The sequence below is a fragment of the Actinomadura rubrisoli genome, assembly GCF_004349215.1.
Classification (GTDB): domain Bacteria; phylum Actinomycetota; class Actinomycetes; order Streptosporangiales; family Streptosporangiaceae; genus Spirillospora; species Spirillospora rubrisoli.
This window is the reverse complement of sequence record NZ_SMKU01000268.1, coordinates 1-12,831: the sequence shown is the minus strand read 5'-3', so window position 1 is coordinate 12,831 and position 12,831 is coordinate 1. Positions and strand designations below refer to the sequence as shown.

Below are 12,831 nucleotides of genomic sequence, written 5' to 3'. Positions count from 1 at the left end.
CCCATCCCCCGCGCGCCCTCGCCGTTGAACTTCACCGTCCGCCCCGCCCTGTGGCTTACGGGGCGGACGGGAGGCTCTACGCTCGTGTCCCGTGCACGTCGCCCACCTCTCGCTCCAGGACTTCCGCTCGTACGCGACCGCTGAGGTCGCGCTTGAGCGGGGGGTGACCGCGTTCGTAGGCCCCAATGGGCAGGGCAAGACGAACCTGGTCGAGGCCATCGGTTACGTCGCCGCGCATGGAAGCCACCGGGCGGCCACTGACGCGCCGCTCGTCCGGCATGGCGCGCCGCGGGCGATCGTCCGGGCCGGGGTGGTGAAGGACGACCGTAAGGCCCTCATCGAGCTGGAGATCAACCCGGGGAAGGCGAACCGGGCGAGGCTCAACCGCTCCCCTGTCCCCAGGCCGCGCGAGATCCTGGGGATGCTGCGCACCGTGCTGTTCGCGCCCGAGGACCTGTCCCTGGTCAAGGGCGACCCGGGGGAGCGCCGCCGTTTCATGGACGAGCTGCTGACCGCCAAGGCCCCGCGCTTCGCCGGCGTCCGCTCCGACTACGACCGCGTCCTCAAGCAGCGCAACGCCCTGCTGAAGTCGGCGGCCGCGCATAGGCGATCCCCCGGCGCCGAGGTGCTCGCGACGCTGGACGTGTGGGACTCGCACCTCGCCCGAACCGGATCGGAGCTTCTGGCCGCCCGGCTGGAACTGGTGGCGGCGCTCCGTCCTCTTGTCGCGCGCGCGTATGCCGCCCTGGCACCGGCCAGTGGCGCTGTGGACCTCCTCTACAAGAGCTCCTTGAGCGACCAAGAGTTGTCCACAGACCGTGCACAACTGGCCGAGCAGATGCTGGTGGCCGTGGCCGATTCCCGAAAGCAGGAGCTGGAGCGGGGCATCAGCCTCGTCGGCCCGCACCGGGACGAGCTCGTCCTGCGGCTGGGGGAGCTGCCCGCGCGCGGCTACGCCAGCCATGGCGAGTCGTGGTCGTTCGCGCTCGGCCTGCGGCTCGCCGCGTTCGACCTGCTGCGCGCGGACGGGGACGACCCGGTGCTGATCCTGGACGACGTGTTCGCCGAGCTGGACGTGGGCCGCCGGAGCCGTCTTGCGGAGATGGTGGTCCCGGCCGAGCAGGTTCTGATCACCGCCGCCGTTCCCGCCGATGTTCCCGCCGAACTGACGGGCGGGTCGTATACCGTCTCGGACGGCCAGGTCATTCGAGACTGATCCACAGCCTGGGGAGGGACGAGCGCGTGACCGACGATCCACAGGATGTGCATAACTCCCCGGGCGTGACGGGCTCTCCCACGACGGATCCGCCTACGGGCTCCCCCGCGGCGGGCTCTGCTGGGACCGGCCGTCCCGAGGCAGGCCAACGAACGGAACCCGTCGCCGAGGAATCGTCGGCGAAGTCCGGGATCGAGCTGGCGCGCGAGGCCCTGGCCCAGGCGAAGGCGGACGCGCTCAAGCGCGGCACGATCCCCGGCCAGGGCAACAAGCGCAAGAGCAACGCCAAGCTGGTGCGCGTCCGCGACCCGGGACGCGGCGGTGATCCGAAGGCGTTCGGCGCCGCGATCCGCGAGCTGCTGGCCACGCGCGGATGGGAGCAGCGGGCGGCCGTCGGCGGCGTGTTCGGCAACTGGCCCGGCATCGTCGGCCCCGAGCTGGCCGAGCACACCCGTCCAGAACGCTTCGAGGACGGCGAGCTGACCGTGGCCGCCGATTCCACCACCTGGGCGACGCAGCTCCGTCTGCTTTCGTCCACGCTCGTACGGCGGCTGAACGAGGAACTGGGTCACGGCACCGTCCGCCGCGTGAAGGTGGTCGGTCCCGCTTCTGGGCCGCGCCGGGCGGGGGCCTGGCGGGTTCGCTGACCCGATCACAGTTCGCTGACCCGATCACTTCGTCTACAACGCGGTGGCGCGCGTGTTGGTCCGCGTCCGCCGCGTCCATCGGAGCCTGCCCACGCACCCGCTCGTTTCGTGTTGATTCGTTCCGTCGGCGGCCGGATCGGCTGTGCTTTCCGTGCCATCGACTTTGCCGCCCGTGCCGTCCTGTGCGGTCGCCTCTCCGGGTTGCTCGTGGCGTGTCACGGCCGCCGTCCGGCCGCCGTCCGGCCATCCGCTGGGCGGAAGTGACAAGTTCGCTGGGAACGTGACGGTACGGCGCGGGCGTTGTTGCTCCGTGTGACCGAATGTCAGTGGCAGGTGGGAACATCTGTTCGGGACACAAGGTGACGAGTTCAGCAACGAGCGCGCCGTAGGCCAGAGAACCCCCCCGGGTCTATGGGGGGATGCCTCTCCAGGCCCGTGCGGCCGCCACACGCGCACACAGCGCTCGTGAGTGCCACTTTTCGCCTCGTGACCCGGTAGAATGAATTCGGGTTCAGGATGCTGCGCCGCCATGGGTCGCCCAGGGCTCTACCGAACACGAACAGAGCACAAGGGCGCCCTCACGTGTGTTACGGGGCACACCGCGCTCCCTCGGGCGCGGGGCGGCCGACATCCCCGTCAGGAGGATCTCCTTTGGCGTACGACGCTAGTTCGATCACTGTCCTTGAAGGTCTGGAGGCGGTGCGCAAGCGCCCGGGCATGTACATCGGTTCGACCGGTGAGCGCGGCCTCCACCACCTGGTCTACGAGATCGTCGACAACTCGGTCGACGAGGCACTGGCGGGCTACGCCGACGACATCGTGGTGACGCTGCTGGCCGACGGCGGTGTGAGCGTGCTCGACAACGGGCGCGGCATCCCGGTGGGCGAGCACCCGGTGGAGAAACGGCCGGCCATCGAGCTTGTGCTGACCACGCTGCACGCGGGCGGCAAGTTCGACGGCAAGTCCTATGCCGTCTCCGGCGGCCTGCACGGTGTCGGCTCCGCGGTGGTGAACGCCCTGTCCACCCGGTTGGAAGCCGAAGTGCGGGTCGACGGCCACGTGTGGCGCCAGACCTACAACTGGCAAGGCCCCGTGACCGCGCTCGACAAGGGCGAGGAGACCGAGGAGACCGGCACTCGCATCACCTTTTGGCCCGACGCCGACATCTTCGAGACCACCGAGTGGAACTTCGAGACCCTCTCCCGCCGCATGCAGGAGATGGCCTTCCTCAACCGCGGGTTGTCGATCACGCTGCGGGACGAGCGTCCCGACCACGGCAACGGCGACGGCGAGGACGCCCCTCACGTGGTCAAGTACCACTACGAGGGCGGCATCGAAGACTTCGTGCGCTACATCAACGCGCGCAAGGACGCCGTCCACGAGTCGGTCGTGTACTTCAGCGACGACACCAAGGGCATGTCCCTTGAGATCGCCATGCAGTGGAACTCGTCCTACGCCGAGTCCGTCCACACGTTCGCGAACACGATCAACACGGCCGAGGGCGGCACCCACGAGGAGGGGTTCCGCGCGGCGCTGACCACGATCGTCAACCGGTACGCCCGCGACAAGGGGCTGCTGCGCGACAAGGACGACAACCTCACCGGCGAGGACGTCCGCGAGGGCCTCACCGCGATCATCTCGATCAAGCTGGCCGACCCGCAGTTCGAGGGCCAGACGAAGACGAAGCTCGGCAACACCGAGGCCAAGTCGTTCGTGCAGAAGGCGTGCAACGAGCATCTGCGCGACTGGTTCGAGGAGAACCCCGGCGAGGCCAAGGAGATCATCAACAAGGCGTCGCAGGCGGCGCGCGCGCGGGTCGCGGCGCGGCAGGCGCGCGACCTGACCCGCCGCAAGAGCCTGCTGGAGTCGACGTCGTTGCCCGGCAAGCTGTCGGACTGCCAGTCCACCGACCCGTCCCAGTCGGAGCTCTACATCGTCGAGGGCGACTCGGCGGGCGGCTCGGCCAAGGGCGGCCGAAACCCGCACTTCCAGGCCATCCTCCCGATCCGCGGCAAGATCCTGAACGTGGAGAAGGCCCGGATCGACCGGATCCTGAAGAACAACGAGGTGCAGGCGATCATCACCGCCCTGGGCACCGGGGTGCACGACGAGTTCGACATCGCCAAGCTCCGCTACCACAAGATCATCCTGATGTCGGACGCGGACGTCGACGGCCACCACATCAACACGCTGCTGCTGACCCTGCTGTTCAGGTTCATGAAGCCGCTGATCGAGGCCGGGCACGTCTACCTGTCCCAGCCCCCGCTCTACAAGATCAAGTGGGACGCCCGCGGGACGACCGCCGACTACGCCTACTCCGACGCCGAGCGCGACGCGATCATCGAGGCCGGGATGGCCGCCGGCAAGAAGGACCCCCGCCCCCGCGACCAGGTGCAGCGCTTCAAGGGGCTGGGCGAGATGAACGCCAACGAGCTGTGGGACACCACGATGGACCCCGACAACCGGGTGCTGCTGCAGGTTCAGCTCGACGACGCCGCCCAGGCCGACGAGCTGTTCAGCACGCTCATGGGCGAGGAGGTCGAGCCTCGCCGGGAGTTCATCCAGCGCAACGCCAAGGACGTGCGCTTCCTCGACATCTGAGGTACGGGCCCGGGCCGGGCTCCCGCGGGCCTGACGTCCGGCGGCGGCCGTACTTCCTTCCCACCGATCAGAAGAGGTCTTGAGAGTGACGGACGTGACCACAGAGGGTGGACACCCGGGCGAGCGGATCGAACCGGTCGACATCCAGGTCGAGATGCAGAAGAGCTATCTCGACTACGCGATGTCGGTCATCGTCGCGCGTGCGCTGCCCGAGGTGCGTGACGGACTCAAGCCGGTGCACCGCCGCGTCCTGTACGCGATGTACGACGGCGGCTACCGGCCCGACCGCGGCTACTTCAAGTGCGCGCGCGTCGTCGGCGACGTCATGGGCAACTACCACCCCCACGGCGACTCGGCCATCTACGACGCGCTCGTCCGGCTCGCGCAGCCGTGGTCGATGCGTTACCCACTGGTAGACGGCAACGGCAACTTCGGCTCGCGTGGGAACGACCCGGCCGCGGCCATGCGGTACACCGAGTGCCGTATGGCGCCCCTTGCGATGGAGCTTCTGCGCGACATCGACAAGGAGACCGTCGACTTCTCCCCCAACTACGACGGCCGCTCGCAGGAGCCCGACGTCCTCCCGTCGCGGTACCCCAACCTGCTGGTGAACGGCTCGGCCGGCATCGCCGTCGGCATGGCCACCAACATCCCGCCGCACAACCTGCGCGAGGTCGCCGAAGGCGTCCGCTGGTACCTGGCCCACTACGGCACCAACGACGAGGAGCTCCTCGAAGCCCTCATCGAGCGGGTCAAGGGCCCCGACTTCCCGACCGCCGGCCTCATCGTCGGACGCAAGGGCATTGAGGAGGCGTACCGGACGGGCCGCGGCTCCATCACCATGCGGGCCGTCGTCGAGGTCGAGGAGATCCAGGGCCGCACCTGCCTGGTCGTCACCGAGCTGCCCTACCAGGTCAACCCCGACAACCTCGCCCTCAAGATCGCCGAGCTGGTCAAGGAGGGCAAGCTCGACGGCGTCGCCGACGTCCGCGACGAGACCTCGGGCCGGACCGGCCAGCGCCTGGTCATCGTCCTCAAGCGGGACGCCGTCGCCAAGGTCGTCCTGAACAACCTGTACAAGCACACCCAGCTCCAGGAGACGTTCGGCGCGAACATGCTCGCGCTCGTCGACGGCGTGCCCCGCACCCTGCGCATCGACCAGTTCGTCCGGTACTGGGTCGCGCACCAGATCGACGTCATCGTCCGCCGCACCCGGTTCCTGCTCCGCAAGGCCGAGGAGCGCGCCCACATCCTGCGCGCCCTCCTGAAGGCCCTGGACCGGATCGACGAGGTCATCGCCCTCATCCGACGCTCGCCGTCCGCACAGGAGGCGCAGCGGGGCCTGATGGGCATGCTGGAGATCGACGAGATCCAGGCGCAGGCCATCCTCGACATGCAGCTGCGCAAGCTCGCCGCCCTGGAACGCCAGCAGATCACCGACGAGTTCGACAAGCTCATGGCGGAGATCGCCGACTACAACGACATCCTGGGCTCCCCCGAGCGGCAGCGCCAGATCGTCAGCGATGAGCTCGCCCCCATTGTCGACAAGTTCGGCGACGAGCGGCGCACCCAGATCATCCCCTTCGACGGCGACGTCTCCTACGAGGACCTCATCGCCGAAGAGGACGTCGTCGTCACCATCACCCGCGGCGGCTACGCCAAGCGCACCAAGACCGACCTGTACCGCGCGCAGCGGCGCGGCGGCAAGGGCATCCGCGGCGCACAGCTCAAGCAGGACGACATCGTCGACCAGTTCTTCGTCACCACGACGCACCACTGGATCCTGTTCTTCACCAACAAGGGCCGCGTCTACCGCGCCAAGGCGTACGAGCTGCCCGACTCCGGCCGCGACTCGCGCGGCCAGCACGTCGCCAACCTGCTGGCCTTCCAGCCGGACGAGCACATCGCCCAGGTCATGGACCTGCGCGACTACGAGGTCGCGCCCTACCTCGTGCTCGCCACCAAGCGCGGCCGCGTCAAGAAGACCGTGCTGACCGACTTCGACTCGCCCCGCACCGGCGGCATCATCGCCATCAACCTGGTCGACGACGACGAGGTCATCGCCGCGCGGCTCGTCTCCTCCGACGACGACCTGCTGATGGTCTCCACCGGCGCCCAGGCGATCCGCTTCAGCGCCGACGACGACTCCCTGCGCCCGATGGGCCGCGCCACGTCCGGCGTCATCGGCATGCGGTTCGAGGAGGACCAGGAAGTCCTCAACATGCTTGTCGTGCAGGGTTCGTCCCAGGATGTCCTGATCGCTACCGAGGGCGGCTACGCCAAGCGCACCCGCGCCGACCAGTACCCGCTCCAAGGTCGTGGGGGTAAGGGGGTCCTCACCGCTAAGATCGTTCAAACCCGCGGCATGTTGGTAGGGGCGCTGATGGTCGGCCTCGACGACGAGGTGTTCGCGATGACGTCCAACGGGGGGGTCATCCGCACCACCGCCGCGGAGATCAAGCAATCCGGCAGGCAGACCATGGGCGTTCGTCTCATGAACCTCGCCGAGGGCGACAGCGTGGTCGCCATCGCGAGGAACGTAGAGTCCATGGTGGACTCAGAGGACGCCGAGGGCGAGGGGGGCGACGGTGAGTAGCGTCTCCGACCTCGTCGCCGAGCCGCTAGGCCAGGAGGACACGTGAGCACCGAGCCCGGCAAGAGCAAGGGCGGGTCCGGCGCGGGCCGTTCCGGCGGGAAACCCGGGGGCAAGCCAGGAAAGACCGTCGCCGCCGCGTCTGCCAAGCCCGGCCGGGACGAGACGACCGTGGAGATCACCTCCTCGGCCGCGGACGACACGAGGATCGATCTCGCCAAGATCGGGGACGACCCCGGGAAGTCCTCGGGGACCCCGGAGATCGCCCCGCTGGAGGACACCACCGAGCCGCCGACCGACGACAAACCGTCCTCTACGCCCTTGCCGGGGACGGCGCCCGGGCTGGGCTCGGGTTCGGGTTCCGGCTCGGGTTCGGGGTCGGATTCCGGCTTCGGCTCGGGCTCGGGTTCGGACTCGGGGGTCGGCTCGGGCTCGGGCTCGGTTGTGGGCTCCGGATCGGGGGTCGGCTCGGCCGAGTCGAAGCCGCCCTCGAAGCCGTCCATGACCACGCCGTCGAACTCGTCGGGTTCGTCCACTTCATCGTCGAGTGCGGCAGGCTCGCCGGGTTCTTCCAGCTCGTCCTCGGGCTGGACGAAACCCGCCGAGCCGACCGGTTCGGTCTCCAGGGACCGCACCGACAAGCCGTCTACGCCGTCCAAGCCGTCCACGCCGTTCGGCCGCCGCGAGGCGTCGTCCGGCTCGGCCAATTCCTCTGCTTCCGGCAATTCCTCCGGCTCGGGGAACTCCGCGGGCTCCAGCTTCGCCGGCACCGTCCTCAAGGACCGTCCCGCTCCCGCCGCGAGCCCGGTGAAGTCGTCCACCGCGAAGCCCGCCACGAGCGGCAAGCCGGCGCGCAAGGCGCAACTCCAGCTCGCCCGGCTGGAGCCGTGGTCGGTGATGAAGTTCAGCTTCGTGATGTCGCTGGTCTGCTTTGTCGTCCTGCTGGTCGCGGTGACCGTCCTATATGTGATCCTCTCCGGCCTCGGCGTGTTCGGCGCCATCAGCGACACGATCAACAGCCTCACCAAGCAGCAGGGCGAGACCACCGGCGGAGTCGATGCCGGCAACTGGTTCTCCTTCTTCCGCGTCTTCGGCTACACCGTCCTCGTGGGCGCCCTGAACGTCCTTCTCATCACGGCCCTGTCCACGGTCGGCTCGGTCATCTACAACCTCGCCGCGGACCTCGTCGGCGGCGTCGAGGTCACCCTGAAGGAAGCCGAGTAGTACCGCCTGCCGCTGCCCCACAATCGATTTCCGGTTGTCAGGCCAGATGAGGTAACCTCTCGTTGCGCCGCCCGGGGCGGCGGCAAGTGCGGGCCTATAGCTCAGTCGGTTAGAGCGCATCCCTGATAAGGATGAGGCCGGTGGTTCAAGTCCACCTAGGCCCACTTCCCCTCCACAGGACCAGCAAGGTCAGAAGCCACGCTTCTTACCTGCTGGTCCTTTGTCATGTCCGGGCCGTGTGCGATCGCGGTGTGGGATGTGGAAGACGTCGCGGAAACCGGTGAAGCTGGGGACGGCCTGGGGACCCTGCTGGGGATGCCTGTATCCACGTACCTGTGGGACTCGTTATCCACAGTCTGTGGACGAAGAGATCGACTTCCCCAACCAACTCCGATGACCAGCGCAGACGCGATTAATCGCTGAGTAACGGCCTGGGGATGACCCGGTGGATGACGCGGCGTCCACAACCCGTCACTCCTGGGGACCGAACTTATCCACAGGCTATGGACGACGGTCGCGTGCCGGAGTTCGGCCGTGGTTCATGGCCTCCATCGGCGTCCTTCACGTGGCGATCATGGAAAAGGATCAAGCTCCGAGACGTTCCATGATCCACGTTCCCCCCGGAGGACCAGGTGCGTCGCAGCCGTATCGCTCTTGCCGCGCTTTCAACCGCTGTGGCCGTCCTGGCCGCGGCCCACCCTGCCCAGGCCAAGACCGTCCAGGCTGAGAAGGGCCGACCGCTCAAGAATGGGCAGGTGCGGCTCAACCAGATCCAGACGATCGCGACGCACAACAGCTACCACCGCGAGCTCACCGATGTGGAGAAGGCCGTCCAGGCCAAACGGGACGCCAACTGGTGGAACCTCGCGTACTCGCACGCGTCGCTGCCCCAGCAGTTCTCGGCGCAGCGCGTCCGCAGCATCGAACTGGACATCTTCCCCGACCCTCAGGGCGGCCTCTACACGAAGCCCATCGTCCGCAGGGAAGCGGGCCTCGGGCCCATCGACGACCCGGATCTGCGGAAGCCGGGATTCAAGGTTCTGCACTGGGCCGACCACGACTACGGCACGTCCTGCTCGTCGCTCAGCAAGTGCCTGCGCCAGGCGCGCGCCTGGTCGGACGCCCACAAGGGCCACGTGCCGATCCCGATCCTGCTGGAGTTCAAGTCGACCGATCCCGCGATGGAGAAGCTCGGCGGCCCGCGCAGCCCACGCTGGGACGGCCCACTCATGGACCGCCTGGACGCCGAGATCCGAACGGCCATCGGCAACGACCGGATCATCAAGCCGGACGACCTGCGACGGCCCGGCCTCACACTGGAGCAGTCCGTACTGAGGCACGGGTGGCCGACGCTGGCGAAATCCCGAGGCAAGTTCCTGTTCCTGATGGACAACAAGGCTGCGGACGTCCAAGCGCCCTACCTGGCCGGCCACCCCAACCTGGAGGGACGCGTCATCTTCACCGATGCCGCACCAGGCCGTCCCGACGCCGCGTTCGTCGAGCAGAACGATCCGACCGGTGCCGGTCTACAGGAGATCCAGGACCTCGTCCGTCGCGGGTACCTCGTACGTACACGTTCGGACGTTCCGTTCGACCAGGCCCGTTCGGGCGACACGTCCCGGCTCAAGGCAGCGCTCGCCAGTGGCGCGCAGGTTGTCAGCACGGATTTCCCGGTGATCGGCATGGCGGCCAGGTACGGAAGCGACTACGTGGCCCAACTACCCGGCGACGCCCCGGCCCGCTGCAACCCGGTGAACGCCCCGCGCTCCTGCCGCTCCACGCGCCTGGAGCACTGACAGGCAACACCGCACCCAAGGCTTCCGAACGCGGCGCTACACGGAAGCCAAGCGGAGACAGTCGACAAACGGCCTGGACGCACCGGCTGGCGACGCGGGCCAACGATGGGCGAACAGGGAAGCCGTCCTAGGGGCAGACAGCCGACCGATCCAACGGCCGCAGAGCAGATCAAGTCGACTAACCAGCGGGATCGGCAGGGTCTGCCGGCTCGGCAGGGTCGGCGTGGAACTCATGGACGACCTCGATCCGGCCCAAAATGTGCGAGCTGAACTCCTCAAGCTCCTCCGCAGACACCCACAGCTCCAGAATCGTCCGCCCGCCGACCTGCCGGACCGGACAGCGGTCTCGACCTCGGGCCGCCCCCGCAAGGCCGACCTCAGCGCGCTGGGCGGCGCCCGGGGCGGTCGGCAAGGATACGAGCCGTCAACGGCGCATACCCGTCTGCCCGAACAATGAAGTGGATGCGCGCTGACCAGTACGGACGACGCCCGAAGCCGTCCAAATTCCCACCGCTGTTGTCACCAAGCGCGCGCAGGGGCGACTCGCCCATGTGGAACGGCTCCAAGCCGATGCTCCCTATCCCACCTCCTCCCTCCGAGCTCGGTACGCGTATCGATACGCCCACGACATCGGAAAGCAGCACGACCCTTGGCACGCGTCGGTGCTCACGCGACCCACCGCCGTAAGGAACTCGATCGCCCGCCCCATTCCGGACGGACGCCAGTACCTCCCCACCACCATGCCGGAAGCGGTACAGGCGAGGCCAGTTATCCACAATATGTGGATAACCGTTGGGGGTATGGCTGGCCCTACCCAAAGAGTGGAGTCCGCCATGATGCCCACAGCGCCGCCAAACGCTGAGATCGACCTATGGATTTCCCCACGCCAGGCGCCCGTACAGTGAAGATCATCATCGGCTCGCTCGCCGCCACGGCCTTGATCGCCGGAATGACGCACGCCCCATCGTCCCGTTCCGCGGTCTCCGCGCGGCTCAACGACGCGTCCTCTCCGACGAACCGATGGACGGTCGCCTGGGGCGCCGGCGTCCAGGGGCCCGTCCGAGGCGACGACTCCGAGCCCAACTGGTCGGATCGGGGTTTCAGCGACCAGTCCGTCCGGCAGGTGGTGCGGGTCGGCACCGGCGGATCCCAGGCCCGGATCCGCCTGACGAACGCCTACGGCACCAAGCCGCTGCGCGTAGCGGGTGTGACCGTCGCCAGATCAGCCGGCGGGGCCCTCGCCTGGCCGAAAACGATCACCCGCGTCACGTTCGGCCGCTCCGCCAAGGCCGTCGTCCCGCCGGGACGTGAACTCGTCAGCGACGCGATCCCGCTGACCACCTCGCCCCTGGAACGGCTGGCGATCACGATGCGCTTCACCGAGCCCACCGGCCCCGCCACGTTCCACCGATTCGCCCTCACCGACTCGTTCCGCGCACCCGGCGACCGCCTGACTGACAACGGCAAGGACACGTTCAAGGAATCCACCGGCTCCTGGTACTACCTCGCCGGCGTCGAGGTGGCGGGCCGCACCGCCGGGCAAGGCACCGTGGTCGTCTTCGGTGACTCCCTCGTGGACGGCGTGGGCGCCACCGCGGACGCCGACGCCCGCTTCCCCGACGACCTCCAGGAACGGCTGACCGCAGCCCGCAGCCCGTTGGGTGTCGTCAACGCGGGCATCGGCACCAACAAGCTGCTCCACGACTCCACCTGCGGCGGCGAGAAGGGCCTGTCCCGCTTCAAACGCGACGCCCTCGACCGCCCTGGTGTGCACTCGGTGATCGTCCACCTGGGCGCGAACGACATCGGCGCACCCCAGATCGATGACCCCTGCGTACGACCGAACCCCAAGGTGACCGCCCAACAGCTGATCGACGGCCACCGCAAGCTCATCCGCGCCGCCCACGCGCGCGGCGTCAAAGCCATCGGCATGACCATCCTGCCCATGAAGGGCGCCCTCTTCCCGATCTGGAGCCCCGAGGGCGAGAAGACCCGCCAGGCCGTCAACCTCTGGATCCGCACCAGCCACGAATACGACGCGGTCATCGACGCCGACCGCGTCATGTCCAGCCCCGCCGACCGCGAACAGCCCAGGCCCGGCTACGTCTTCATGGACGGCCTGCACCCCAACGACGCCGGCTACCAGGCCATCGCAGCTGCCATCGACCCCAGAACACTCTAATCAAACTTGACGACACAATCAACCTCAACCTACCCTCCCCCCATGGGCGAAACGACAATCCCAATCTTTCCGTGCCGCTCAATCGAGACGACCTGGGAGTTCTACCGAGCTCTAGGCTTCGAACAGGCGTCATGGCAGACCCGTCCCAACCCCTACCTCTCCGTCCGCCGCGGCGACATCGTTCTGCAGTTCTACGGCTGGAAGAAGCACGACCCGGCCACGTCCATGCACATGTGCTACGTCGTCACCACCGACGTCGACACGCTTTTCGAGTCCTTCCGCACCAACCTCAAGCAAGCCCTGGGCCGCATCCCCACCCGCGGCCTCCCCAGGCTGAGTTCCCTCAAGGACATGTCCTACGGAGTCCGCCAGTTCCTCATCACCGACCCCGACGGCATCCAGCTCCGCATCGGCCAACCGATCTCCGACAACCTGGAGCACTCACCGATCCCCCAAGAGCGGGTCGCCAAAGCACTGCACATGGCCGCCCTCCTTGGCGACTCAAAAGAGGACTACCCAGCCGCCGCCAAGATCCTCGACCACCTCCTCGCCTCCGACGCCCCCGTCTCTTA

At 67.9% G+C, this 12,831-nt stretch carries 7 protein-coding genes, 1 tRNA gene and 1 pseudogene; all 9 read left to right on the top strand.

The annotated features are described in order from the left end of the window. Positions 1-91: 91 nt before the first annotated feature. Positions 92-1,216 carry a DNA replication/repair protein RecF gene (recF, locus tag E1298_RS34605; protein WP_131900883.1) on the top strand — a complete coding sequence of 375 codons (1,125 nt, stop codon included), beginning with the start codon at positions 92-94 and terminating at the stop codon, positions 1,214-1,216. Positions 1,217-1,281: 65 nt separating this feature from the next. Then, complete coding sequence (locus E1298_RS34600; protein ID WP_243725986.1) at positions 1,282-1,863, top strand: DciA family protein; 582 nt, start codon at positions 1,282-1,284, stop codon at positions 1,861-1,863. A gap of 651 nt (positions 1,864-2,514) precedes the next feature. Then, a complete protein-coding gene (gene gyrB / locus E1298_RS34595; RefSeq protein ID WP_131900881.1) occupies positions 2,515-4,464 on the top strand; it encodes a DNA topoisomerase (ATP-hydrolyzing) subunit B in 1,950 nt (649 codons plus the stop codon). Positions 4,465-4,549: 85 nt separating this feature from the next. After that, entirely contained in the window at positions 4,550-7,060 is a 2,511-nt protein-coding gene (gyrA, locus tag E1298_RS34590; protein WP_131900879.1) for a DNA gyrase subunit A, read from the top strand. An 849-nt stretch (positions 7,061-7,909) separates the two neighbouring features. Then, positions 7,910-8,281: pseudogene (locus E1298_RS51965) on the top strand (DUF3566 domain-containing protein); the annotation flags it as partial. A gap of 90 nt (positions 8,282-8,371) precedes the next feature. Continuing rightward, a tRNA-Ile gene (locus E1298_RS34580) sits at positions 8,372-8,445 on the top strand. 591 nt (positions 8,446-9,036) lie between these two features. Continuing rightward, positions 9,037-10,077: a phosphatidylinositol-specific phospholipase C1-like protein gene (locus E1298_RS34575; protein WP_207945004.1), complete on the top strand. Its 1,041-nt coding sequence runs from the start codon at positions 9,037-9,039 to the stop codon at positions 10,075-10,077. 901 nt (positions 10,078-10,978) lie between these two features. Continuing rightward, positions 10,979-12,259: an SGNH/GDSL hydrolase family protein gene (locus E1298_RS34565; RefSeq protein ID WP_207945003.1), complete on the top strand. Its 1,281-nt coding sequence runs from the start codon at positions 10,979-10,981 to the stop codon at positions 12,257-12,259. A gap of 42 nt (positions 12,260-12,301) precedes the next feature. Next, positions 12,302-12,831 (top strand): bleomycin resistance protein (locus E1298_RS34560; protein WP_131900873.1); only part of this gene is annotated, 530 nt, incomplete at its 3' end.